This is a genomic window from Microbacterium sp. LMC-P-041, from assembly GCF_030209555.1.
GTDB lineage: Bacteria > Actinomycetota > Actinomycetes > Actinomycetales > Microbacteriaceae > Microbacterium.
In genome coordinates, this window is record NZ_JARVRV010000001.1 from 117,602 (window position 1) to 143,136 (window position 25,535).

Genomic DNA, 25,535 nt, shown 5'->3' on the forward strand with positions numbered 1-25,535 from the left:
GTGCAGGGGCACAAGAGGCATCGGGGGTGGGTGAGGACGCGTACGCCCACACCCACCCGCGCAGGAAGGAAAGCATGAGGAGCACGATTTTATTCTACGGCATGTAGATTAAATCATTCGACTCGTCGGGTCCGCCTCAGTTCGCGGAAGCGCGAAGCTCCTCTTCCAGCGGAGCGAGGAAGTCTCGAGACAGCTCCGTGAGTGCAGGACCGGCGAGTTCGGGGGTCCCAGTATGGAACGGCGGCTCCGGAGCGTACTCCGCACCCAAGACAGCGAACTTCGCCATCTCCTCACCGGAGAAATACGAGAGGAGCCGGATACCGAGATCCATGCCTGCGGTCACACCGGCCGCCGTCAGCCTGTTGCCGTCCTCGACCAGGCGCTCGTCGACCTCGATCGCCCCATAGCCACCGAGCAGATGGCGGACGGCCCAGTGCGAAGTGGCACGTCGGCCCTCGAGCAGCCCCGCGTGCGCGAGAGCGATGGAGCCGGAGCACACACTCGTCACATACTCGGCGTCCTGTCCGATGCGTTGCAGGTTGGCCATCGCCCGGGCATCCCGCAGCAGGATCCCCGTATCACCGCCGGGAACCAGAATCACCGCCGGAGGCTCCGTCACCTCATCGAGCGTCATCGCGGGCGCGAGCGCCACTCCGCTTCCGCTGACGACCGCTTCGCCGGCGGGGCCGGTGGTCACGAACTTCACCGTCGCGCCCGTCGCTGCGAGGAAGTGGAAGGGTCCCACCACATCGAGCAGTTCGAATACGGGGTGCAGGACGATCAGAATCGTCTTGTCGGTAGTGAATCGGACCCCGGGTAGCGCGATCAGGGCGCGGTGGGCTGCGATGGATCGATCGATGGCCTGCTGTTTGGCGGGGTCGTGTCCGATCACCGTGAACAGCGTGGTGGCGGACGAATCGAAGCCGGTCGGGTGACCGGGGAGACCTGCCATCTCCGGAATGTCGTGGCGGTCCTCGTTCATAGGGTTGCTCCTCATTTCTCATGGCCGACGTGCTGCCGGCGCGGGATTCAGTGGTGTCGACGTTCGTGGCACCCGTGCTGATCAGCCGTCAGCGAAGACGAGCTGAAGTCGTCCTGTGAGCGGATTGATGAGAGTGTCGGCACGGACGCCGAACACCCGCAGCAGGAGCTGTGGGGTGAACACCTCGTCAGGGAGCCCTGAGGCGACGACGTGACCGTGCTCGAGCATGACGATCTCGTCGCAGTAGGAAGCGGCCAGGCTTAGATCATGCAGAGTGACCAGGGTGGTGATCTCGAGATCACGGACCATCCTGAGCAGCTGGAGCTGATGTCGGATGTCCAGATGGTTGGTCGGTTCGTCGAGCACGAGGATCTGCGGCTCCTGGGCCAGCGCGCGTGCCAGCTGCACGCGTTGACGCTCACCGCCCGAGAGCGTGCTGACCTCGCGATCGGCGAACTCCACCACGCCCGCGGTCATCATGGCCCGTTCCACGGCTCGCCTATCTTCCCCACGGCTTGTTGCGAGGAGCCGCCCATGCGGGAGTCTTCCGGTCGCGACGCAGTCCGCCACGGTGAGTTCGAGGTCCGCAGGGCTGTCCTGCACGACCGCGGCGGTGATGCGTGCGGCATCCCGGGCACGCATCGACCAGACATCGCGGCCACCGGTGAGCACCTGCCCCTCGACGGGACGCAGCATGCGGTAGACCGTCCGCAGGAGCGTCGATTTGCCGCTGCCGTTGGGGCCGACGAGTCCGACGACGTTCGACTGAGCGCGTAACGCCACGTCTTCGATGATTCGTCGTCCGGTGATGTCGACACTGACGCTCCGAACCTCGAGCCTCGCACCCTGCGCTTCACTCATCGCTCGCTCCGACCGGAGCGGCGCAGCAGCCAGAGGAAGAACGGGGCCCCGACGACGGCGGTGAGGAGACCGACCGGCACCTCGGTCGGCGCGAGGAGCAGTCGAGCCCCGACGTCCACGATCACCAGGAGCAGCCCTCCGGCGAGCGCGGACGCAGGAAGCACCCATCGATGATCGGAGCCGATCACCATGCGGACGGCGTGCGGCACGACGAGGCCGACGAATCCGATGGACCCGCTCACCGCGACCGCGACGCCGACGAGCAGCGAGGTGATGATGAACAGCATCAGTCGCATCCGTCCGATGTCGACCCCGAGGCTCGCCGCGGTCTCGTCACCAGTGAGAAACGCGTTCAGTACGGGAGCGAGCAGCACCAGGACGATCGTCGCCAAGACCAGGACGAGCGCGGGCATACCGAGGTCCGTCCAGGTCGCTGCCGCAAGGCTCCCGGCAAGCCACGACAGCACCTGCCCGACGCCCTGATTGGCACCACTGGAGCGGAGGACGAGATAGCTCGTCACCGAACTGAGCAGGTACGACATCGCGACCCCGGCCAACACCAACCGGTTCGGCGTCACCCTTCCCGCCTGCTGCGCGAGCGCGAAGACGAGGATCGTACTGAGAAAGGCCCCGATGAACGCGGCGACCGGTGTCGACACGACGGCGAACAGGCCGCTCGTGAGCGTGAGTGCTGCGACCGCGGCGACGGATGCCCCGGAGGAGACACCGAACACGAACGGGTCCGCCAGCGGATTGCGCACGACTGCCTGCAGCACCGCACCTGCGACCGCGAGCGCCGCTCCCACGACGAAACCGACGAGGGCGCGTGGTAGACGGAACTCCCACACGATCTGGTCGTCGAGCCCGTCGGCACGGCCGCCGCCCCACGGCAGCAGGTGCGCACCGATCACCTCGAGCACGCGGCTCGGTGCGATGTTCACGCTCCCGACAGCCACGGACAGCACCACGGCAACGAGGCACCCGACGATGAGGACACCGATGACCGGTTGCGGGTGCCGCCTGCCGCGAGCGTGCGGCCGGGCATGCGCGGCCGTTCTCGTCACGAGGCGGGAACCGCGAGATCCAGGTCGTGGTGGAGCGCATTCGCGATCTTGGTCAGACCGACCATGACGGAGATCGACGAGTCTGTCTCCTGTGTCGGAATCTCGCTGATCCGACCGTTCTTCACCGCGGGCACGTCGGGGAAGGTCTCCTCAAGGAACGCCTTCTGCGTCGCGAAGTCCTGGCCGGCGAAGGTTCCCACCAGAATGACGTCGGCGTCGGACGCGGCGAACTCCTCCTTGCTGACGTAGACGGAGTCCGAAGGGAAGGCGTTCTCGCCGCCCGCCGTCTCGATCAGATCGTCGTAGATGCCTCCCGCGAGCACGATCACCGGACCGGTCCCGCCATTGAAGTACGCGGTCTTCACGGTCGGCTCATCCTTCACCGACGTTACGACCTTCTCCTTCGCGCTCTCGAGCTCCGCGACGACCTCCTCCGCCTTGGGCGAGACGTTGAAGATCGTCCCGTAGTCGCGCAGCACTTTCGAGACGGATTCGATGTTCCAGATGTCTGAACTGAGGTAGTCCGTCGCACCGCAGAGGTTGGCGCCGTAGACGGTGATCCCGCTCTCCTCCAGCTGTTCGACCGAGGCATACCCTTGCGCCGTGTCGAACGCGAACCCCTCGAGCACCTGGCTGGTCACGAGATCAGGCTGCTCGCTCAGCAGCACCTCCTTCGACGGGAATCCCATCATGCTGCCGATGGTCTTCAATCCTTCCGCGGCCTCGGCGACCGACTCAGGGTAGGGGGAGTAGTTCTCCTGCACCGCGACGATCTTGTCCCGCAGGCCGAGCGCGAGGAGCGTCTCGGTGTTCGACTGCCACAGGCTCACGACCCGCTCGGGCTCCGAGTCGACAGTGATCTCCCGACCGCAGTTCTCCAACGTCACCGGATAGCCGACGACCGTGTCGGTCGCCGAGGGCTCGATTGACGAGGGAGCGCCGGTTCCTGAGCACGCAGTCGTCAGGAGCAGGAGGGCTGCGACCGCGGTGGTGGTGGACATGGATCGTCGGACGATGGGTTGCACGGGAGCCCTCCAGGGAACGGTTGGAAATTCTACTTCTTGTAGAAGACTATCCGGCTCCCGGTCAATCATGCTCTCGGTCGATTACGCTCTCGGCCATTAGTGCACTTGACTTCACTGATGCATCGTATGCACTAATAGACTCATGAAGATCATCGTCCACGGCGCCACAGGCGCCCAAGGTGCCCCTGTCCTCGCCGCCCTGCATGCGCAGGGCCTCTCCCCCATCGCTGCGGTCCGGGACCCTTCGGCCTATACCGGCGTCGGTACGGCGACAGCCGTCGACCTGTCCTCCGTCGATTCTCTGGCGACCGCTTACACCGGCGCAGACGCGATCTTCGCCCACCTGCCGGTGGGCCCTGAAGAGGTGCAGCAGCGCCACGCCGAGGTAATCGTCGAGGCCGTCGACCGTGCGCGCCCTTTGCGCGTGGTCATCTCCACGAGCGGCTACCCGTTCGGCATTCCCGGGGAGAAGTCGCCGATCGACACCCTCGTCGACGGGCTCCGCGCGACCGGCGTCTCGCTGGCCATCGTGGCCCCGAAGCTCTTCCTCGAGAACCTGATGCTCCCGATGGTCTCGGCCGCCGTCGAATCCGAGAGCGTCCTGCGGTATCCGATCCGCGAGGACTACGCGATCTCGTGGATCTCGCATCTTGACATGGCCGACATCGTGACCAGGCTGATTCAGAGCAGCGACGCGACCGGGGTGATCGAGGCCGGTGCTTTCCCCGGCCTGCTCGGCACAGACCTCGCCGCAGGATTCTCCGCGCACCTGGGCAAGGAAGTCGTCTTCGAATCCCAGACGACCGACGCGTTCGGCGCGGAGCTTATCCCACTTTTCGGTGAGGCCGGCGCCACCCCCGTCGTCGACTCCTACCGCTGGAGGGCGACGCAACCCGATGAGGTCATCGACAACGAGAACAGTGCCCAGTCACGCCTCGCCATGCGGCCGCGATCTGTGGCCGAGTGGCTGAAGGACATGTCCGTCTGACATGACACGAAAGGGGTGGGTGCTTCTTTCGCGCACCCGCCCCTTCACGTTCGACAAACTGGCCTGATCCAATCGATCACGTGCATACGGGCCAGTTGTTCCGGGTGGCCGTCTCCAGGATGCTGGAATCCAGATTAACTTCAATCTTGGAGGACCCATGCCAGCCCCTCGCCGCGCCCTGATCGTCATCGACCCCCAGCAGGAGTACTTCAGCGGCCTCCTGCCCATTCAATACCCGCCGCGTGATGAGTCGATCCAGCGCATCGGCGATGCCATCGACGCCGCCGAGCGGGCTGGTATCCCCGTCGTAGTGGTGCAGCACACAGCCGGTGACGGTGCTCCGGTGTTCAACCCCACGACGCCGGAATTCCGGCTCCACCCCTCCCTGGAGGAGCGCGACTCGAGCGCGTGGAAACACGTCGTCAAGAACTACAGCTCGATCTTCCCCGAGACCGGAATCCACGACTGGCTCCGCGAAAACGAGATCGACACCATTGCCCTGACCGGCTACATGACCAACAACTGCATCCTTGCCAGCGCTGCAGACGCTGAGTTCCGCGGGATCGCCACCGAGGTTCTCGACGACGCCACGGGAGCGATCGACATCACCAATGACGCCGGATCCGTCGACGCCAGGACCGTGCACACCACGCTCATGGCTCTGCTGAACTCGAACTGGGCGGCTGTCGCGCCGACCGCTGCCTGGGTCGAGGCCGTCGAGGCGGGATCAGTGCTCGCCAAGGGCAATCTGGGCGAGTCTGCCGCCATGGGCGCCGCTGCACACGCTTGATCCGCATCATTCGGCCGGACGTCACGGGCACGTGCTGTCCGGCCTCCACCTTCAGCGCTTCACACGAAGAAGGTGACCGGCGATCACGCCAAGCTGAGGAAGACCTTCTCGAGCTCTTCCACGGTCGGCCCTTCGGCATCGCCTGAACGCCCGATACACTCCTCCAGTGCCGCGGCGACGACCACGAAGCCAGCCCTGTTGAGTGCATGCGTCACCGCCGCCAGCTGCGTCACGACATCACGGCACGACGCCTCGGCTTCCACTGCTGTGATCACCGCATCCAACTGCCCCCGTGCGCGACGGAGCCTGTTGAGGACCCTCCGTTGCGCCTCATGATTCGTGCTATCCATCGGTGTCGCTCGCTTTCCCTGGCGTCCGAACAAGACGATCGCCCCGCCGTGTCGACGGTTCTGCGATCGAGGCCGCGACGATGATCGCGATGACGACGGAGGAGAGTCGTCGCGGTGTCGTCGCGCGGCAGAAGATGCGCGCGGGTCGATCAGACATGGCGCGCGAATTCCGGCGTGTCGAGCATGTGACCGCCACGGTCCGCGAGCACTGCCCGCAGCGTGATCCCACCCGAAAGCGATGCGGAATCAAACCCCCCGCCGACGATGAGGGTCCTCACGCGAGCGTCTCGGACTGCGCAGCGATCTGCGCACGCACGTCGTCCATGTCGAGACCCTGCACCGCATCGACGACCTGCTGCAGACCGGCCGCGGGCAGCGCTCCCGGCTGCGAGAAGACCAGGATTCCGTCGCGGAAAACCATCAGCGTCGGAATGGAGGTGATCTGAAAGCCCGATGCGAGTTCGCGCTCGACCTCGGTGTCGACTTTGCCGAACACCATGTCGGGGTACTTCTCGGACGCGGCTTCGAAGATCGGCCCGAACATGCGACATGGCCCGCACCATTCCGCCCAGAAATCAAGCAGGACGATCCCCCCGGCAGTCAGGGTCTGATCTAAGTTGGTCGCCGTGATCTCTCGAGTTGCCATGACTTAATGGTATACCCCCCAGGGTATACTGTCGCGAACCTCTGAGCACGGACACGATAAAGACCAGCCACCGAAGGAGCGTTCATGAAGATCGCGATCTACGCCTTCCCCGGCGTGACCATGTTCCATCTGTCCGTACCGCAGATGGTGTTCGATGAGGTGTCCCGGTTGGGGCTCGCGGAGTGGTCTTCCGTCCTCTTCTCTGAGCGAGGCGGCTCCGTCCGTTCGTCCGAGGGCTACTCGATCGGCGGCGTTCACCCACTGTCCGCCGTCGTCGGTGCCGATCTCATCGTCATTCCTTCCTGGGTTGACGATGGACGGGTCCCCAGCGCCGCGCTGCGCAAGGCAGTGGTCTCCGCACATGCCGATGGCGCCGTAGTCGCGGGCCTCTGCCTCGGCGCGATCGCGGTTGCCGACATCGGGTTACTCCGAGACAGGAGTGCGGTGACGCACTGGCGGTCTCTGAGCACTCTCGCCGAGAGGCATCCGCAGACCAGCATCGAAACGGATGTGCTCTACATCGATCATGGTGACGTGCTGACCTCGGCCGGCACCGCCTCGGGCCTCGACGCGTGCCTGCATCTGGTTCGGCAGCGACTCGGCGCAGAGGCGGCGAATCGCGTTGCTCGCAGCCTCGTCGTGGCGCCTCACCGCGAGGGCGGGCAAGCCCAGTACATCGAGCGGCCCGTCGCGATTCGAGAGGCCGATGATCCGATCGCGACGGCATCCGATTGGGCACTCGCGCACCTTGATGAAGATCTCACGATCGACGCCCTCGCCCGTGCCGCCCACATGAGTCGTCGTTCATTCGTGCGAGCCTTCCATGCCTCCACCGGATCCACGCCCGCGGCCTGGGTCAGATCCCGGCGACTCGATGAGGCTCGGCGGCTGCTCGAAGTAACGAGCCTTTCGATCGATCAGATCGCGGCATCCTGCGGATTCGGCAGCCCGATCACCCTCCGTCAAAACTTCCTGCTCGCCTTCGGCAGCACGCCATCCAGCTACCGCCATCGCTTCGGCGAACGGTCCTGAACCGTCGCCAGTTGCGTCGTCATCGATGGTCGTAAACGCGTTTGTACTTTCCGTCGCTGCGAGGCAACTCCCCCGGTTCAGCAAGCCGAACCTCGACAGTGGTCCCGATGTGCACTTTGATGCGTTGCTGCAGCACAGCGGCGGCAGATTCGCAGACACCGCGTTCAAGGTCGGGATGCCGCTCGATGCGTACCGTCAGGCTGTCCATCCGCCCCTCCCTGCGCAGCTCCAGAATGAAGTGCGGGGTGAGCGTCTCGATGCCCATCACCAACTCCTCGATCTGCGTCGGGAAGAGATTCACACCGCGGAGGATGATCATGTCGTCGTTGCGTCCGGTGATTTTCTCGATCCGACGCATCGCGGGAAAAGCCGTCCCGGGAAGAAGCCGCGTGAGATCTCTCGTGCGGTAGCGGATGACGGGGAACGCCTCTTTCGTCAGCGATGTGAAGACGAGTTCTCCCCAGGCGCCATCGTGCAGGGCCGCTCCGCTCTCACCGTCGATGACCTCGGGCAAGAAGTGATCTTCCCAGACGTGCGGGCCGTCTTTCGTGCGGGCCGACTCCGTCGCTACGCCAGGCCCCATCACCTCGCTGAGCCCGTAGATGTCCACTGCATCGATTCCCCAGCGCCGCTCGATCTCGTGACGCATCTCGTTGGTCCACGGTTCAGCCCCGAGAATGGCGACTTTCAGCGACGTGGCTGACGGGTCGAAACCTTCTTTTTCCATCACATCAGCGATGGCGAGCAAGTAGCTCGGCGTGCACATGATCGCATCCGGTTCGAAATCACGGATCAGTTGCACCTGCCGCGCAGTCTGGCCTCCGGACATCGGGATCACCGTCGCGCCGAGCCTCTCTATTCCTGCATGAGCCCCGAGACCACCCGTGAACAGGCCATAGCCGTAGGCGTTGTGGACCTTCATCCCCGCTCTGACCCCGGAAGCATGGAGTGAGCGGGCGAGGAGATCGGCCCAGCGATCGAGGTCACCCCGCGTGTAGCCGACGACAGTCGGGCGCCCTGTCGTACCCGAAGAGGCATGGATGCGCGATACCTGGCTCATCGGCACCGCGAACATGCCGAAGGGATATGTCTCGCGGAGGTCGCTCTTCGTCGTGAACGGAAATCTTCTGATGTCCTCAAGCGCCCGCAGGTCCGATGGCGACACACCGACCTCGTCGAACTTCCGTCGATACAGTTCGACGTTCGCATAGGCATGGTTGATGGTCCATTGCAATCGTTGGAGCTGCAAGGCATGCAACTCACCCAGCGAGACGCCCGCAGGATCGATCTGCGCGGCTACGTGGGGTGTTGTCGATTTCGACACGGGTTCTCCGGTGGTGTCAGTGGGCGATGGGGGAGGGTGCACACAGTCAGCAGGCACCCTCCCGTCGAGTCCGGTCAGATGGCCTCGGCCACCGGCCGGCGGTGCTCATCCGGCTGCGGCGTATCCAAGTCATCCAGCGCGGCAAGCTGAGTGCCGTCATGGCGGAGCTGCCCAGAGACTCGCGTCTGCGGCGTCTGATCGAATAGCAGGCGCAGCACATCGGGACGGGAGTAGTGGCCCACCGGATCCGCGGGGTTCTTCGCCGCCAGGATCATGGAGAGATCAATATCGGCGTAGATGATCCCCTCTTCCGTCGGTGCGAGGGGTTCGGCGAGTGAACGACCATCCGGCCCGTAGATTCGGGCGTAGCCTCCACCCTTGGCGATCAGCTGACGCTTGAGATCGGTGTCAGCGAACGCCTCCCAGGCGGCGTCGCCGATGACGGCCGTCGGGGCGATCACGAACGTCTGACCCTCCACGGCGTACTGCTGAGAAGCCGCAGTGTTCACCTCCGGCCCGAGCGCGAAGACTGCGCCGGGGAAGATCGAGAAACTCGGCCACGCGGCGATGTGCACCTGCTCGTGCTGGGAGAACATCGCGTACTTCGTCAGCGGCTGCAGATGCTCCCAGCAGCAAAGCCCACCAATGCGCCCGAGACTCGTGTCATCGACCACGAGGTCAGACCCGTCCCCCTCTCCGAACAACGTGCGTTCGACATGTGTTGGCTTGAGCTTGCGTCGCGTCCTCACGACGCTGCCGTCGCTGTCGATCACGGCCTGACCCATGTACAAAGACCCGTGGTCACGTTCGCTGTAGCCGAGCGCGACGACGATGTCATGAGCGCGCGCCGCCTCGCGAATCGCCCGGAACTCGGGCCCGTCGATCTCCAGCGAGTTCTGTGGGTACCTGATCGCGAACTGGCTCTGCCACGCCACACTGTCGAGCCAGAGAAACCACGGGTATCCGGGAATCCAGGTCTCTGGAAAAGCAACGAGATCGGCTCCGTTCGCAGCCGCCTCCTTGATCAGGTGAAGAGTCTTCTCCACCGTCGCGCTCAGGTCGAACCACACAGGTTCAGCCTGAACGGCGGCGGCCTTGAAACGTGTCGAGTACTCGGTCATCATCGGCATCCTCTCTTGTTGACGGGTGCTGATGAAGCTACGCGCGGGTTGCCGTCAGAAGGTAAGCATTCTCCGCATGGCTATCGGCGATCCGCGCACAGAGAACCACAAAAACCGTGGGGGGTAAAGCCCCACGCATCCTCCGAGATCACGATGATTGGGCGCGACGCCAGGACTCTGGCGTGGTTCCCTTCTCCCGGCGAAAAGCGCGAATGAAGGTGGTGACGTCACGAAATCCCACTCGATACGCGATCGCGGCCACGGTGTCCTTCGACGGACCCCGCAGTAACCTGCACGCCTCCTGAAGGCGAATCGCTCGTACGAAGGATGCGGGCGCGGCGCCCTCACGCGCGAAGATCAGGTCGAGGTATCGGCGCGAAATGTTATGGCTGCGGGCGACATCGTCCAGAGAGAGATCCGGGTCCCTGAAGGCGCGGCGCAGGTGATCCTTGACCGATTCCAAGATCGCGTTCGACGCGAGAGAGCGCTCGTCACCGGCGGCCTCGGCCCGCAACGCACCGAGGAGGAGATCGAGTGCAGTCTCACCGAAACCCTCGCGCGCAGCAGGAGTCGTGTCGCCGGCCTTGATCACGCCAGCCAGATAATGCCTCAAGACGGTGAGCGCCGAATTCGACGGTGCCATCTCGCGGGCGGTCGCATCTCGAATCTCCGCGTCGCGAAGTCGAAGCCGGGCACGGGGGACCTGCAAGACGAGCTCACTCATCGGGGCGTCGAATTCCAGACGATACTCCCGATCCGCCTCGTAGATGGCGGCGTGACCTGGGGCCAGTCGCGCAGACCGGTCAGCTTGCTGCACAAGACCGAGACCCGAGAGCTGAATCGACAGCAGAATGTCATCCCGAGGATCTCCGGCGATGAGCTTCGCCGTCCGATCGACCGCCGACGCGCCACACCGAACTCGGGATGCACCGATGGTCCCGAGCTGAACGTGGTCTATTCGCCCTTCGAATGCACGAGGCCCCGCCGCGCGCAACGGCACGAAGCTGTCGCTGCAGATGAGCGACCACTCGTCAATACCGCTCGCGACCAGCGTCGACATCATGAAAATGTATCGCTGCGACCACGGGCATGCAAGGAGACTTTCTCGACGGCGCCCAGTTGCCGCGAAAGGTGCATGTGCAGCACATCGCTGAACGCGGCCAGGTCACTTCGTCGGATCGAGTCCTGGAGAAGCCTGTGATCCTCGATGAGGATCTCCCGCTCAGAGGCGAGAGCCTCCAATGCGTGACGACGAAGCCGGTCTTGCCTGTCGTCGAGCTGCGCGACGAAGTCCTGAAGGATGCGATTCTCCCCACACGCGACGATGAGGGCGTGGAACTTCGCGTCAGCGATGGCGAACGCCTCGGCGTCGTCGGAGAGGTGCGCAGTCCGCTGCGCGTCCAGAGAGCGACTGAGATCAGCGGCGAGTCGGCGCGCGTCGCCCAAGGCCAGAGAGCGCCTGGCCGCCAATGTCTCCAGCGCTTCCCGCACCTCGAGAATCTCACCCGCATCAGCGCTCCGGATCGGAGCAACGACCGCACCGTGTCGCGATCGCAGCTCGAGCAACCCTTCCGCAGCGAGCTGGACGAACGCGGCGTGCACAGGGGTCCTGCTCATGGCGAGCTCCCGACCAACCACGGCTTCACTGAGAAGGGCGCCCGGCTTCCACTCGCCGACGACAATCCTCCGCTTTGCAACGTCATAGGCCCTATCTTTCGCGCTCACCTCTGGCCGCCCATCGCTCGTGGTCATCTCTGCCTGCATGTTATCGTGTGCTTGTATACAAGCTCCCCGTAGGGGAAGGATGAATGACAGTGGCCTTTGAAGCGAGCGACTTCGCGCTTTTGGCCGCGGTGATCGTCGGGGGTGCGCTGCAGCGCATCGCAGGTATGGGCTTCGCGATGGTGGTCGCACCCTTCGCAGTTCTCCTGCTCTCCGGACAACAGGGAGTGGTGTTCGCGAATCTCAGCGGCGCATTCGCGGCGATGGCCTTGATCTGGCCCGCGCGCGCCGACATCGATCGCAAGCGCCTTCTCATCCTCTCCACCACCAGCATCGCTGGTGCCGCCGGGGGCGCACTGATAGTGCGATTCCTGGATATCGGCACGTTCCGCATCCTGGTCGGCGGGATACTCCTGTGCGCGATCCTTGGCTCGCTGCTCATCGCCCGGTCACGACTGGTCGTTCCCTTGACCCCGGCATCCTTCGCGGCGGGCAGCGCGACGGGCCTGCTGGTGACGATGTCCGGAATCGGCGGACCGCCCATGTCGATCTATGCCGTGCTCACACGGTGGGAGCACCGACAGTTCGCGGCGACCATGCAACCGTTCGTCCTCTTCTCCTCCCTCATCGCAGCAGGCGCCGTCCTCCTGTCCGTTCCCGACTCGGCTCCTCAACTGCCTCCGGCGAACTGGCTGATCATCGCCGGCGCCCTCGTCTCGGGGCTCGCCATCGGTCAGTTGCTGCACCGACGCATACCGCCGACCATCGGACGGATCGCCGTCATCGTGCTGGGCATCATCGGCGCCGTCACCGCGATCGTCTCCGGCGTCTCCATCGTCGTGGCCGGCAGGGGCTGATGCGCACCGAATGACGCCACGAGCAGGCCTGCACGCTCCGACGAGCAGTCGCTGCATAGTTCCTGCCTCGCCCGCAAGCGCCAGGGCTACGGCCCACGGTCAGATCAGGCCGCCTCGGGCACTCCGACTGACGTGCGCGATCCATCACGACCCACATGAATCCAGGCGCTAAAGAGCTCCGAGTCCCGGAAGCGGAACGCGAGGGTGAGCTCGGATAGAGGCAGCACCTCGGAGACGATCCCTGATACACGTGCCAGATCAGCGTGGCGACGCTGACCTCGCCTGCGGCCGTCTTGGGAAACTGCCAGTCACGCACCCACGCGCCCGATGCCCCGAGCACATGACGCAGTGCGAGTCCCGACGGAGTCAGCCGGTACTCGCTTCGGCTTCCCGGCGATCGTGCCCCTCGTGCGAAACCACACCAATCCACTCGAGGTAGCGCAGTCGCGAGGATCTCACGGACGATGAGCATCGTCCGGGGATCGGCGATCAGGTTCGCACCCAACGAGACCGGGTAGTACTCCATCGGCGGAGACCAGCCATCGGGACCGCCCTGGAACCTCGGGACAACACCACTCGTCTCATCCATTGCGATTCCTCTCTCAGTTTCGCCACGACGGCGCATCAGAACCAGAGGCGATCAGGTTCGCACCCAACGAGACCGGGTAGTACTCCATCGGCGGAGACCAGCCATCGGGACCGCCCTGGAACCTCGGGACAACACCACTCGTCTCATCCATTGCGATTCCTCTCTCAGTTTCGCCACGACGGCGCATCAGAACCAGAGGCGATCAGGAGAGATTGTCACGATCAGCGGGAGCTAGGAAGTGCATCAGGCACACTCTCGCGATGTGGCGGGTGGCGGGCGCACACATCCACGACGCCACGTCGCCGTAGATTCTCCGATGGGCCTCGATTCCGGAGGCGCTGGATCAGAAGGTGACACCGTGCCCGAAGTTGAGCGCGGAACGCTTGCCGACCGTCGGGCCGCAGGTCTCCACGTACATCGACGATCTCGCTCACGAATGCCACTCTGCCGCACGCTGTGGCGCTCGCAGACCGGGGGATGGCGCGAAGCGATGCATTTCGATGCGGCGCTCGCCAGGGGTCTCAGCACTCATGCGGGCCACCTCACGAACACCCTTGTGAGCGAGGATCTCGGAATGTCGACCGCCACGCTGGAGGCCGCCCTGGCGGTCTGAACCGTCGGCAGCACCGCCATGGCGCCCTTCGAAACCAGCTACCGCTGCGTTACCGCAGCCGCTCCTCCTGGCATGACGAAGGCCCCGCATCCCAGTGTTTCCAAGGGATTCGGGGCCTTCGTGGTGGCGGTGACGGTGGGATTTGAACGCACTGTTGCCGCGAGATCGGTGCCCGACTTTCGCGTAGGGCTCGCCAGAGGGCTTCCAGGTCCGTGAGGCCCGCAATTACCACCCTGCGGCTCGGAGTGACCGAGCTCGGTTTGAGTGCCCGGGCGGGACTACGCTCAGGGGGACTCCGATCGGCAGAAGGAAGCGGACTATGGATGGGCAACGATTTACGCCCGCGCAGGTAGAGCACGCACTCGCGGCGATCGAGAAAGGACACCAACTGGAAGGCCAGCAACCGAGCGCACGCGCCCTCGATCGCGCCCGGCGCATCCTGACCGGTGAGCTCAGCGTTGACGAGGCGGAAATCGAGATGCTAGATGCAGTCGCAGAGATCATCGACCGCCGGAGAAACCGATAGCCAGCCGCCGGAGGATTCGTCGACCAAGGCCTGAGTAGCGATAGCAACTTGCTCAAACATCCGGTCGCGTATCGCACTACTCACTGTGTCATCTCGGCTCCACACGCTGACGGCCACCGGATTGGCTAGAAGTCGACTCGAAACAGGACTCGATAGGTCGCGGCGCCTCGTCTTCGTCGTTTTAATGCGCGTGCTTTGCGAGAATCAATGTGAACCGCAGAGAAGAGAGCTGCACGTGGACTGGTGGCCTCAACAAGGGCCGATCAGCCGACTGTCATCGGATAACCGCAAGTCATATCGGATCTACGCTTGGATCGACCCTGTCACGCGACAAGCGCACTACGTGGGTCAGACCGCGAACACGCTCCACCTCCGCCGAACTGAGCATCTTCGAAGTGCAGGTCGCACGCGCAAGAATGAGTGGGTGCGGGGCATGCTTGAGTCCGGGATCGAGCCGGAGATCGTGCTACTGGAAGAGGTCATTGGACTTCGTCGGCAAGCAGCCGACCGCGAACAGCACTGGATCGGCCGGCTTCGAGCTGAGGGCCATCCACTCACAAACTGACAGGGTTCGCAGAGCACTAGTCGCGGGGCATGGTGAGCGCGCCTTCGCCGGGTGCGTCCGATGCGGTAAGTCCGCGGTCCCGTTCACCACTCGACCAAGTACGTGCGCCTTTAGCTTGTCGCCTGCGCCGGCTCTTCAGGGGGCACAGCCTCCCACGTCCCACGGTCGTCAACAATCCTGATGCGATACGCGTCGAAGCGCTGCTTGATATCCCAAAGCTCCGATCCGTCTCGATACCGAGCATGCTCACCGTCTAGGTTTCTGGCATGACAGATAGTTCCTCCGAGGGCGAGTTCGTGGAACCGGGCGGCCTGCATCCCGACACGCGTATACCGGTGCCTGATCTCGACAAGTTTCCGAGCGGATGGGCATCAGCGGGAGAGCTCGCCGTGGGAGATCGTGTGTTCACTGCTACCGGTGGCGCAGCTTCGGTTACTCGCACTTCGCGAGTTCAATGCAGAGACGTACGAGAGGTCGCGTTCTCAGACCGACAGAGGATTCGATGCGGACCCGGTCAGGAGTTCGCCGCGCAGTCTCCCGCGCAGCGCATTCGTGAAGGAAGGTCCGGCGAGGGGGGAAGAGATCGTCGGCGACGACTGGCCTACGAACGCGATGCGTTCGCGACGCTCGCGGAGCAATCGGCGCCGGGTGAAGTTGTCACCGCTTCAGACCTGCGCCGTCTGACCGGAATAGGCGTGACGCCGCTGCTCGAGACGATCTCAGCGGCGGGAGTTGCGCGAACTCGTGTGCGGCGCCGAATCTCGTCGGATCGGGTGCGACGCCGCAGCATGATGGTCAACACCTACCCCGCAGTAGCGCTCCTGACCGTAGTCGTTGGTTGCGGCTTCGGCGGATCGATTCCCCAGTCCGACTTGCCGGAGCGGATGTCAGTCCGCGAGGCGTTCGAAGCACTATACATCGAACAAAATTCGAAGGCGTTGGAATCTGTGAGGGGCGCACTAAAGCGTCGACACGTCCCCGCTGAGCGGTCTCGTCGGGCGGTCGTTGACGGCGCTCTCGGCAGGAGGGCGGACGTGTACGTGTTCAATCGGCGAGACGCCCTGCTCGCGGTCGCCTCACAACGCGACACGATGCTCGACCGACTGCCTAAACGATCAACTCGGATCACCGCGAGATCCATGGAGGCGTCTATTCGTGACCCGCAACGAGGCTCTCGCCTGACTTGGTCAGTTGAAACTCCGGAGCCGTTTGACCTGCCCGATCGTGACGTTCGCATTCCCCCTTGGCTTCTTGGCTTCTGGCTTGGCGACGGAGACCACGACAACTACCAGGTGACAGTCGGCAATGAGGATCGCGACGCCCTCGCGCCGATGATCGAGAGTGCGTGGGATGGGCCCATCTGGATTCGCGAACTCGAGGGCAAGATCAAAGTATCGTTACGTAGGCGGAACCTGGAGTCGTGTGTTCACGGCCACCCTCGTGTGGACAGCGGACCTTGCTACACGTGCCTGACACTGTACGAGTACAGAGGGCTTCGTCGACCGCGACCCGGGATCAACGCACCGTTCATCACGCTGCTCCGATATGCGCGCGTATACAAGAACAAGCACGTGCCTGCCGTCTACTTGCGAGGTTCGTCATCACAACGCTTAGCAACCCTTCAGGGTTTAATCGATTCGGATGGACACGTCGCTGACGATGGCGGCGTGGAGTTGGCTCTCAGTGATCAACGGCTCGCATCGGACTCGCTCGAGTTGATCCGCTCGCTAGGCATTCGGGCGAGTTGCACAGGTGCACCGACGCACCGAACGGCGCCTGATGGCGCACGAATTCCCGGTAAGAATAGACATCGAATCCACTTCACGACTAGGCGACGTGTAGCGAGCCTGCCTCGCAAGGCTGACCGATTACTCGCCGCCGACGCTGACTCGCCAGTGTTGCGGCGGCTCTTCATTAAATCGGTCGCCACTAAGGAAGAGGCAACGGAAATGATCGCTCTCACGATTGACGACCCCGCCGGCACGTTTCTCGTCGAGGGGTTCTTGCCCGTCCTCGACGATTCACGACGAGGGCGCCACTTCAACGTGCGTGAGACCTCTTCCGCTTTGTGACCATCCAGCTGGTCGCGAGCTCAAGGACATGGTGCTTTGGCTCCTAGGGAACAGCTTGGGCATGATGACATCCTTCCTGGGCATTCCGTCGACTGGCAGGTTTGATACCGCCTGTTCCGGCGCCAGACCCAACCCACGCGCTAATGCCCTCGTCGTCACCCATAGGCTTGCTCCGGACTGCAAGGGCTGCGGCAGATGAAGAAAGATCATCATGGCCGATCAAGAGGTCACGTACGAGTCGAAGACCGTGGGCACCATCCGGGGCACCGAAGCGCGGACCGTCGCGAAGCGGGAAAGGACGGGTAGGAGGTCGTTTCCCAGGCTCCGGGAAAGCTGCAGAGCGAGATCGTGCAGCGTAGAGCGAAGCCGAAGTCCCCAACCCCCGCGATCCCGGTCGGTCACTGCTCAAACGCCAGATACCTACTCAGCCCCATCTCACTTCAACGTCTGGCCCATTGGCCATGATAAGACCAGTTATCCCGACTATCGGCGCGAAACCTGATTCGCGACAAACCCCGGAAAGTTACCCTGCAGACAGACAGATAGACGTACAGCGCCGTCGATCTTCGCCGCAACCAATGTTCCGGCGGCGCTAACCGACTGACCGGCAGTTTCAGGAAGTTCTCATTCACATCGGAGTGGCACCGCCTCGCGACAACGCCCGCACTCGCCTTCTTCACCGCGCCTGATCATTTCTTGAACGTGACCCGACAGGCGACGCTCGAGTTTGGGGGGCGCCAGTCGTTGCCGAACGTCGACCGTCGGCTCATCGAGATGCCGCGAGGTTCTGCGTCGGGTCTACCATGTGCACAAGCGGCTGATCACGGTGGAGGCGGAGTTGGAAGTATCCCAAGAGCTTGTTGCTCTCATGGCGAACTACGTTGCAAACGTTGCTGCGGATGTTACCCGCGCCGGAGCAAACAGGCTCGCGCAAGTACTGACGTGGAATGCGACTGTCGACCCCGAACCGAGTCGAGCAGCCCTCAACACGAGCATGCAAGCGGCCCTCGCTGAGCAAGGCATCGAGAGCCGATTGGCCGAACGCGTCGCACGCTATCTCCTCTGGGAAGCGGACCTGATTCACTTTGTGAGGATAGCCACGGCCGAAGGATCCTCGGAGGACTATCGCGGCGCAACGCTGGAGGAGATCTCAGCCCACCTTCGACTCGAAATTGGCCTGGAAGGCGGTGAGCTGGACTCGGTGGCCATGGTGCTAGCCGACCTGATCACGCGGACCGGACAACCAGGCTACGCCGTCCATTCCTTTGGAAGGCCGCGCCGGAGCGGCCCGGAGACCTCTTCGCAATTTCTCCTCGGTCAGCGCGTAGCTCGTGCGCGACTATTCGAGGAACTCGGCGTTCCGAGTGCGCAACACATGAATGCATACACACAACGGTACCTGAAGTCTGCGGCCACTGACCTAAGCTACATTCGACTCCAACAACTAGGCGAACAAGGAAACGAAGTCGCATTGCACGATGTCTTCGTGCCGCCAAAGTTCTCCCCACTCCCGGAACCAGAGACCTTGATCGACAGCGACGAATTGCTAACTAGCAGTCAGCGGCTCGTGATACTCGGCCCCGCGGGTAGTGGTAAATCGACATCTGTGAGAGCGGCGGCGGGCTCGATCGCTGCTGCTAACGACTTGAGAAGCGTGCCGTTTATTCTCGAGATGCGCAAGTTTCTTGCTAAGACGACGGTCAGGTCTGAGCTGTTCGTCGAGCATCTCGAGCGACGAGTCACTGCCTCTTTGCAGGACTCACCGCCCGAGGGATGGATGCAGTACCTTCTGATGTCAGGAAGGGCGGTCGTCTTTTTCGACGGATTTGACGAGGTGCTCGACTCTGGGCGACGCAGCGAGATCCGCGATGCTGTCCGCAGCTTCTCGTCACTTTACCCATCTTGCTCGGTCGTTGTGACCTCCCGTTTTACGGGCTACGAGCTTGCACCCTTCAGCGACGCTGAATTCTCTCACGCCCAGATCTGCGAACTGTCTGAACCACAGGTGCGCACATATGCTGACAAATGGTTTGGTCTGCGTGGGATGGCTGGCACCGGGCACGAACTATCGGCGCAGCATTTTCTCGATGAAAGCGAAAAGTATGCAGACGATATCCGTCGCAATCCTCTGATGCTGGGCCTGCTCTGCAGCGTCTACTACAGCCGCGGAGATATTCCTCGCTCTTTGAGCGACCTCTATGAGCAATGCGCGAGCATGCTTTACGAGCAATGGAACACGATGCGAGGCATCGACGATCATGGCGCCTGGTCGAAGCGGCTACGGCCAGCACTCTATGAGGTTGCAAACCTCGTCCTGAACAACGAAGAATACCTCAGCGAAGGGATACCTGAGGAAGCATTGATACGGACCTTGCGCCGATTCTTCGTCAAGCGGTTGAATCTTGATGAAATTGATGCCGGTCGTTCGGCGCGCGACCTCGCTGAGGTGTGGGCTGGCCGCGCATGGGTACTGACGGCGGTTGCGTCCGACGGGATCAATCGACCCCGATACGGATTCGTTCATCAGTCATTTCTAGAGTACTTCGCTGCCGTTTACATCTTCCGCAAGGCCAAAGGTGCTGCTGACCTGCTCAGACGGCTACGTAGTCGCCTCATTTACATGAACGGATGGGCGGTGGCACTCTTGGCAGTGTCTACATTCGATAACTGGCGCAGCCCCGGTGCGACCTCCTTCGTCGACGTGCTGGTGAAAGATGCCCGGCACTCGGTCGCATCGGAGCGACTGGCACTGCTGCGCTTCGCCGCCGCTCTGAACGATGTGGTTTCGCTGACAGGGAAGACGCAGCGCCGCGTTATAACTGCAGTCCTCGAGACCTACGCTGGGGCGGTGATCGTTCCCGAGACCGCCTCGGCACTATGGGACGGGCACGATGAGACACGGTCGCGTCATGCAGCGTATCGTCGGCGCGTCGCTGACGACACCTTGGACCCCGATGACGGCGATTTCGATCTTGAAGACCTCGCTCCCGAGGATCGGCGCTACGACGGACTACTCTCCACACTCGATGCAGAATCCGTCGCGCTGGCGATCGTGGATTGGTCAAGAGCCGACCCTCGCGTCGTGACTGTAATCGCGGAGTGTCTTGTGGATGTCGAGAGATCGGCTGGGCTCGATCGAGCCGCGGCTACCGGGGCCTTTCTCGTGACAGCCCTTCGCAAGCGGAGCTTGCCAACGCTGCCACTACAATCACGTATCGAGAACCTTGTCAAATCCGCTCCCCCGGGAGATCACTGGTTTGGCGTCGCCTGCGCGTTCGCAATCGAAAGCGTGGCTGCGGCGGAAGCGTATCGGGTTCTGCCATGGCGGCTCTTGGCACTCAACGAGACCTTGGTGCAGTCGTACGCTATCGACGTGACATCGCGCGCTTCTATAAGCGGCGAGCTGATGATGCTGTTGACCAACCCCGATCAGAGACCAATGCTTGCTCAGCTCGGGAAGAAGCTTGAGAATGACAGTCACCGCGCGCCCACCGAAGAGATGAGTTTCGACACGCGTGCCCGAGACGCTCTGGCCGTGACACGGCCGCTGACGCCGATCACTAACGACGAGCCTCACACCCTCACAGAGTCGACGGTTGTTGCGAGCGTAGCGCTGGTAGCTCTCGTGCGCGAGGTTTGGGGCGAAGAGTGGCTGACTCCGCTCACAGATTTGGAAATGGACCCGGTGTGTGAAGAGGTGCTCGGTGCGGCAATTCGTCGGCAGCCCCTGCCGGAAAGGGTTCGCGGCTCTTTCACTACATCAACAATCCGCTTGTTGGAAAAATTGCTTGACTGCTAAAGCAGCTAGGAACGACCAAGGTTCAATTCCCCGAGCCGTCCTTCCTCGCGCGCAAATCGAAGCGCCGCGATGAATATCACGGCAGCGGTGGGATGGATTGTGTTCATTATTCAGCTTTGAGTCCGTGGTCCGCACGCCTCGACCTTTGATTGCGGAGACGACGTATTCGGACTATCGAAGCGATCGCGTGAAGAGTTCAAGATTCACCTATTTATTCATCCAGCAAACAGAGCGCCCCCATCGCAGGCCGCATCAGCATTCGACCGAGCTCGGGCTCACTGCACGTCGACCTCGAAGTAACCCCGCACTCGTAGTCGTCTGAGTTCGCCGCCCAGATCCACCCAGATTCCCAGCCATACATCGCCGACCGAATCGCGGACACCCGCGTGCACATCTTCCCGCGCGAGGCCGCAAACCCCACATCGCGTCCCCGGGGGATCCGGCGTCGTTCGGACAGATCCGGTCACAGTTCCGGCTGCTTCGGGCATCGCCTCGGACTCTCACACGCCGACGAGCCTCGGCCGTCGAACAGGCGGACGACTTCAGTTAGACCGGATACTAGGGTCATGTCCGCTCCGAAGAAGCATGATTTCGTTCCTCAGATGCTGCTGCGTAAATTCGCTGTGACCGACGGCGGTCTGCGCGTGTTCGAAATCGGTGAAAGCCGTGGCCGGCACCTTCAAGGTCACCCCGAGCGCAATGGCCGTCCGCGCCATCAGACTCGGCAGGCTCAGCTTCGAGGCCGCCCTCGAATCTCTCGGTGATCTCGAGACAAATTTCGAGCCCGACCCAAGTCCGGGCCTCGCAGCCAGTCAAAGCCCGTTAACGCCATCCGGAAGTACACCGGACGAGCACTCACCGCACGGATGCTCCATGCCGTCGAGGAACGACGGCTCTCGGAGCGCGAGTTCTGCCGCGTCGTCTGCCCCAAGCGGCTCTCCCCAGCCGGCCTCGGCGATCTCAAGGCGGCGCTCAGATGAACGAAGAGCTGTACCTGCTCGACAACAACGCCCTCTCTCACCTCACCCGGGTGCAGCGTGCGAGCGCGTTCTTCCACGACCGCTGCTCCCTCCCGTCCGAGATCATCCACGAGGCGGACGGCTATCCCGATGCCGCATCATTTCCAGACGTCGAGTACCCGACCACCGCGAGCGTACTCAAGCACCTCGGCGCAGTGATGGCGACTGTTCCGTGCGACGACTCCACACTCGTCAACCTCTATGCGAATAAGGGCGCCGCCGACCCGATGCTCATCGCCTGCGCCCTCGACGGCATGGAGGAAGCCAGCACGCTCCTTTGGGGGCCGACATGGGTAGTCGTCTCGAACGATAAGGAGGTTCGCGCGAAGGCCGCGGATGTCGGCGTTGCGTCGTGCACGCGGGAAGAGTTTCTCGCGAGAACCGCGGGCGATTGGTAGAAGGTCGGCGGCGACGATCGGCCAGGACATCGGCGGAACCGCACGCCCGCTGCACACCGGATGTCAATCAAGTACGAGAATCCCAAAGGACTATGGCAGTGTCGCACCAGCGTTGCGCCTGGCGGTCCCCGCTCTCCTTCGATAGGCGAGGGCGATTTCCGGGCTGGAGAGTTGTGCTTACAGAGGTTGAGGCCGGAACGCGCCCTGATTTGGCGGCGAACACCATTGGATACCCGCCAGAGCCCTAGGATGAACCGCAGTGCTCACCCCCAACGGAAGTACAGACCTCTCCGTTGGGCGGGCAAAGGTGAGGGGCTCCGCCGATGCACGCCATCCAACGAAACCGAGCCGCGACGCGACTGACCACTGCTGAGTGGATTCTTTACAACGGACTACCAGATGACGATGACTGACGATCCAGACGCAATCGATCCTCCCATCCTGCAGATCGGACCGGCGGAGCGAAGATTGCCACTTCGGTTCGATCCGGGCAAACTCACAGATCTGTTGTGGGCAGTGGCGATTGCAGCACTCCCAGTCCTGGCGGAGGTGATTACGAGGATTTTCGCGGTCGAACCGGTCCTCGCCAACTACTCGAGCATCGGTTACTCACTGTTTGCTTTGTCCGCCACCGTGATAGCTCGGCGGCCACCGCCTCACTCTCTTGTGACGATGCTCCTCGTCTTCGCGATCATCATCCAAGTGCTATGCGCGGCCCTCGCCAGCGGGCGAAGCGAAGTGCCCCTATTGGCTTGGATAGCGCTTGGTGCGTCCACAGTCATCACGGGCGCGTGCATGTTGATCTGTTGGTGGCCGTGGCGGCGAACCATGTCGAGCGAGGGATGGCACTAGATGTCTACGAGGTCTGTAGGTCGTGATGCCATCACGATCGTGGTGATGGCTGCAACTCTTCTCTCATCCGCGGCCGCCGTGGGGCTTCTAACCGTCGTGATTAGTAATCCCGGCGCGCCGGTGCCCGTGGTTATCGCAATCATTGTCTCCCTGCTCTTGACGGCAGGTGCAGCGATGAGTGCCGCCTTCGTAGCGAGGCGGGCCAATATGCGTCCGGTTTCGCTCCGGATTGCGCTGGTCGGCGCTCCTCAGGTTGGCAAGACCGTGTACGCCAACGTTTTGTATGAGCTGCTCCTGGACGCTCGGGCTCCTAGTGGTCTCCGCTTCGTGCCTGAGTCGAGCTCAGCGAAATCTGTGGTGGCCGCCATCCGGGGTCTGTCTCGCGGGAAGTGGCCGAAGGCGACGCGCTCTGACGGTGTCTACCAGTACCGAGGATCGATCGAACGAGTCGGCCCCACTCTCTTCTCTCGATTGTGGAACGGACGGCAACAGTACCGCCTGGAGATCGGTGACGCCGCTGGCGAGCTTTGGACCGAGCTGGCGGAGAGCGACGTTGAGGATCAAATCCTCGACTCGAACTTTTTCGATTACGCGGTCGAAAGCGATGTGCTGCTCCTTTTCGTCAGCGCTGAGCGAATGACCGCGGACCCCTCCCGTGTGCGACCAGATGTCGATGACATGGTTGGCATACTTCGTCTGCTCAGCGCGACGCGCGGTTCTGATAGGCCGCTACCGCCCGTAGGGATAGTGATCTCGAAGAGCGATCTGCTCGACCCGCAGCAACGAGCTTGGATTATGAGTCTTGTCGAGAACGACGTGCCACTTCCCCACGGGCAGCGGGAAGGCCGCTTCGAGGAGGCACTCGCCCAGCTGGAACGACTGCTCGGAGTTGCTACTCGCTTGTCCCCCCGAGTGGAACTCTTCGTCGTTTCTTCGCTTGACGCAGCGCTCGACACTGGGATGGCGGACGCCACGCTCTTAGGTGTGCCACCAAGGTCTGAGATTGAGAAGCTCGGCCACCGACAGGCAATCTATCCTCTTCTTTGGAGCCTGCGACAGTCACGCCGCGGGCGCTAAGAGCCGATAACTGCTCCGCCTCGCGTGCACGCGACGCGATTCATTCGTAGCTTGGCATTGCCGGGCTGCGCATGAGCGACTCAAAATCTTCTTTGGCTCACCCCGGCACAGTCCGCCCCGTGGATCTCGACACTGCGAACGGCGCACGGCTGAGTCGTAGTGGAGTCAGGACACGTGTGTCGCTCAGACCGAGCATGGCCGCAGAAGACAGCAGCGCCGTCCATCGACCCTGACGGCTGATGTTTCACTCAGCGCACGACGTCCAGACAGCGTGACCAGTTGGTGCCGGGCTCCGCGAATAGGCAATCCGCGACCCTGGCTAGGGCAGGCTTATGCTCATCCGGAAGGTGCGTCACGCGTCGGCCACTGCCAGAATTCAAATATGAATGACGCTGCTAGCAAGTTGATCGAAGCGGCCGATTACTGGATCCGCACCCGAGACGCTTTTCGGGCGCTGATCGAGGCAGGGCTACCTCCTGTCGGATCCGACCTCGATGAGGACCTGAGCAAAGTCCTGAACCGTCTCAGTACTCTCCCTCAAGCGGTCGCGATGCTCAACTACGCCTTCGACTCGGCTGACGTCCTTCATCGGCTTTGGCACGAGCCGATGTTTCACGTTCCCACGGACTACGTCTTGCTTCGAGCGATAGTAGACAACGCCGTCCGAGTGATCTGGCTTCTGGAGCCAGATGATTCCGAAGGCCGGCTCACGCGGGCGTGGCTGCTGGCGCGAGACGCTCCGGCGCGGACGAAACGCCGAATCACTGCGTCACTCAGAGAGGACTCCGCGCGCCCGAGCGCGCAAGACATGAGAGCCGCAGCCGTGAATGCCACCTCTTACATGAAGGATCTGGATCATCTGTTCGCCGAGGCTTTGCACCGGCTTCCTTCGCCACAGGTGCTAAGAGCCAGCGATTTCATCGCGGCTGCTGAACGTCACCCTCTTCATGACGGAGTTGACGGTGGCGTCACACGTCTGTGGAGTCAACTCAGTGAACTCGTTCATGGAACGATCACTGCCACTGAGCATCGCATGGTAGATGATCCTCCGATTGCTCACTCTCGTGTCACACGAGCAAACGTTGATGATCTCGCACTCACGGCGGCCCTGGTGTCCAGGATCGTCGAGGGAGCTCTCGACCTCTTCTACACACGCTTCGCACCACGCACGGCAACGTCGCAATGCGAGCAGTGAGTCGCTTGAAACTCATTCACAACCCACCCCTAGCTTGAACCATGTCCCCGCCCACGGCGGTCAGATGG

Annotated in this window: 22 protein-coding genes; 12 read left to right on the forward strand and 10 right to left on the reverse strand. The window is 62.7% G+C overall.

What is annotated here, in order from left to right:
• Positions 1–136 precede the first annotated feature (136 nt).
• From QRN21_RS00605 to QRN21_RS00620, 4 genes are all read right to left on the reverse strand, one after another.
• Positions 137–982: a DJ-1/PfpI family protein gene (locus QRN21_RS00605; RefSeq protein ID WP_285362901.1), complete on the reverse strand. Its 846-nt coding sequence runs from the start codon at positions 980–982 to the stop codon at positions 137–139.
• A gap of 81 nt (positions 983–1,063) precedes the next feature.
• Positions 1,064–1,843 carry an ABC transporter ATP-binding protein gene (locus QRN21_RS00610; protein ID WP_285362902.1) on the reverse strand — a complete coding sequence of 260 codons (780 nt, stop codon included), beginning with the start codon at positions 1,841–1,843 and terminating at the stop codon, positions 1,064–1,066.
• Entirely contained in the window at positions 1,840–2,799 is a 960-nt protein-coding gene (locus tag QRN21_RS00615) for a FecCD family ABC transporter permease (protein WP_502883079.1), read from the reverse strand. Before QRN21_RS00615 ends, QRN21_RS00610 begins: the two co-directional genes overlap by 4 nt.
• Before the next feature lie 104 nt (positions 2,800–2,903).
• Positions 2,904–3,908 (reverse strand): ABC transporter substrate-binding protein, encoded by a 1,005-nt coding sequence (locus tag QRN21_RS00620; RefSeq protein WP_285362905.1) that lies wholly within the window; start codon positions 3,906–3,908, stop codon positions 2,904–2,906.
• Positions 3,909–4,074: 166 nt separating this feature from the next.
• Between QRN21_RS00620 and QRN21_RS00625 the strand changes: the two genes are divergently transcribed.
• Positions 4,075–4,920, forward strand: a complete 846-nt coding sequence (locus QRN21_RS00625) for an NmrA family NAD(P)-binding protein (RefSeq protein WP_285362906.1) — start codon at positions 4,075–4,077, stop codon at positions 4,918–4,920.
• A 157-nt stretch (positions 4,921–5,077) separates the two neighbouring features.
• Positions 5,078–5,710 carry an isochorismatase family protein gene (locus QRN21_RS00630; protein WP_285362908.1) on the forward strand — a complete coding sequence of 211 codons (633 nt, stop codon included), beginning with the start codon at positions 5,078–5,080 and terminating at the stop codon, positions 5,708–5,710.
• Between the two features lie 83 nt (positions 5,711–5,793).
• On the opposite strand, the gene QRN21_RS00635 is transcribed toward QRN21_RS00630, so the two are convergent.
• Both QRN21_RS00635 and trxA read right to left on the reverse strand, forming a co-directional pair.
• Entirely contained in the window at positions 5,794–6,060 is a 267-nt protein-coding gene (locus QRN21_RS00635; RefSeq protein WP_285362909.1) for a metal-sensitive transcriptional regulator, read from the reverse strand.
• Positions 6,061–6,334: 274 nt separating this feature from the next.
• Positions 6,335–6,706, reverse strand: coding sequence for a thioredoxin (gene trxA / locus QRN21_RS00640; protein ID WP_285362910.1), 372 nt, complete (start codon positions 6,704–6,706; stop codon positions 6,335–6,337).
• 84 nt (positions 6,707–6,790) lie between these two features.
• Between trxA and QRN21_RS00645 the strand changes: the two genes are divergently transcribed.
• Positions 6,791–7,738: a GlxA family transcriptional regulator gene (locus QRN21_RS00645; protein ID WP_285362911.1), complete on the forward strand. Its 948-nt coding sequence runs from the start codon at positions 6,791–6,793 to the stop codon at positions 7,736–7,738.
• Positions 7,739–7,757: 19 nt separating this feature from the next.
• Here the strand turns inward: QRN21_RS00645 and paaK are convergent, their stop codons facing one another.
• The 4 genes from paaK to QRN21_RS00665 all read right to left on the reverse strand — a co-directional run bounded on the left by paaK (position 7,758) and on the right by QRN21_RS00665 (position 11,935).
• Complete coding sequence (gene paaK / locus QRN21_RS00650; protein WP_285362912.1) at positions 7,758–9,062, reverse strand: phenylacetate--CoA ligase PaaK; 1,305 nt, start codon at positions 9,060–9,062, stop codon at positions 7,758–7,760.
• Positions 9,063–9,136: 74 nt separating this feature from the next.
• On the reverse strand, positions 9,137–10,183 hold the full coding sequence (locus QRN21_RS00655) for a carbon-nitrogen hydrolase family protein (RefSeq protein WP_285362913.1): 1,047 nt from the start codon (positions 10,181–10,183) through the stop codon (positions 9,137–9,139).
• A gap of 148 nt (positions 10,184–10,331) precedes the next feature.
• The gene (locus QRN21_RS00660) at positions 10,332–11,243 is read right to left on the reverse strand and encodes an AraC-like ligand-binding domain-containing protein (RefSeq protein WP_285362914.1); all 912 of its coding nucleotides are present in this window, start codon (positions 11,241–11,243) and stop codon (positions 10,332–10,334) included.
• Positions 11,243–11,935, reverse strand: a complete 693-nt coding sequence (locus QRN21_RS00665) for a GntR family transcriptional regulator (RefSeq protein WP_285362915.1) — start codon at positions 11,933–11,935, stop codon at positions 11,243–11,245. Before QRN21_RS00665 ends, QRN21_RS00660 begins: the two co-directional genes overlap by 1 nt.
• Before the next feature lie 56 nt (positions 11,936–11,991).
• Between QRN21_RS00665 and QRN21_RS00670 the strand changes: the two genes are divergently transcribed.
• The 9 genes from QRN21_RS00670 (at position 11,992) to QRN21_RS00705 (ending at position 25,467) form a co-directional block, all read left to right on the forward strand.
• Positions 11,992–12,762 (forward strand): TSUP family transporter, encoded by a 771-nt coding sequence (locus QRN21_RS00670; RefSeq protein ID WP_285362916.1) that lies wholly within the window; start codon positions 11,992–11,994, stop codon positions 12,760–12,762.
• 1,025 nt (positions 12,763–13,787) lie between these two features.
• Positions 13,788–13,964, forward strand: coding sequence for a hypothetical protein (locus tag QRN21_RS00675; protein ID WP_285362917.1), 177 nt, complete (start codon positions 13,788–13,790; stop codon positions 13,962–13,964).
• Between the two features lie 319 nt (positions 13,965–14,283).
• The gene (locus tag QRN21_RS00680) at positions 14,284–14,490 is read left to right on the forward strand and encodes a hypothetical protein (RefSeq protein WP_285362918.1); all 207 of its coding nucleotides are present in this window, start codon (positions 14,284–14,286) and stop codon (positions 14,488–14,490) included.
• A 184-nt stretch (positions 14,491–14,674) separates the two neighbouring features.
• Positions 14,675–15,055, forward strand: a complete 381-nt coding sequence (locus QRN21_RS17990; RefSeq protein ID WP_350223945.1) for a GIY-YIG nuclease family protein — start codon at positions 14,675–14,677, stop codon at positions 15,053–15,055.
• Positions 15,056–16,089: 1,034 nt separating this feature from the next.
• Positions 16,090–17,127 (forward strand): LAGLIDADG family homing endonuclease, encoded by a 1,038-nt coding sequence (locus QRN21_RS00685; RefSeq protein ID WP_285362919.1) that lies wholly within the window; start codon positions 16,090–16,092, stop codon positions 17,125–17,127.
• Between the two features lie 805 nt (positions 17,128–17,932).
• A complete protein-coding gene (locus tag QRN21_RS00690) occupies positions 17,933–20,926 on the forward strand; it encodes an NACHT domain-containing protein (protein ID WP_285362920.1) in 2,994 nt (997 codons plus the stop codon).
• Positions 20,927–21,902: 976 nt separating this feature from the next.
• The gene (locus QRN21_RS00695; protein ID WP_285362921.1) at positions 21,903–22,343 is read left to right on the forward strand and encodes a hypothetical protein; all 441 of its coding nucleotides are present in this window, start codon (positions 21,903–21,905) and stop codon (positions 22,341–22,343) included.
• A gap of 897 nt (positions 22,344–23,240) precedes the next feature.
• Positions 23,241–24,272: a TRAFAC clade GTPase domain-containing protein gene (locus tag QRN21_RS00700; protein ID WP_285362922.1), complete on the forward strand. Its 1,032-nt coding sequence runs from the start codon at positions 23,241–23,243 to the stop codon at positions 24,270–24,272.
• A 382-nt stretch (positions 24,273–24,654) separates the two neighbouring features.
• Positions 24,655–25,467, forward strand: a complete 813-nt coding sequence (locus tag QRN21_RS00705; protein WP_285362923.1) for a hypothetical protein — start codon at positions 24,655–24,657, stop codon at positions 25,465–25,467.
• The last annotated feature ends 68 nt before the right edge of the window (positions 25,468–25,535 follow it).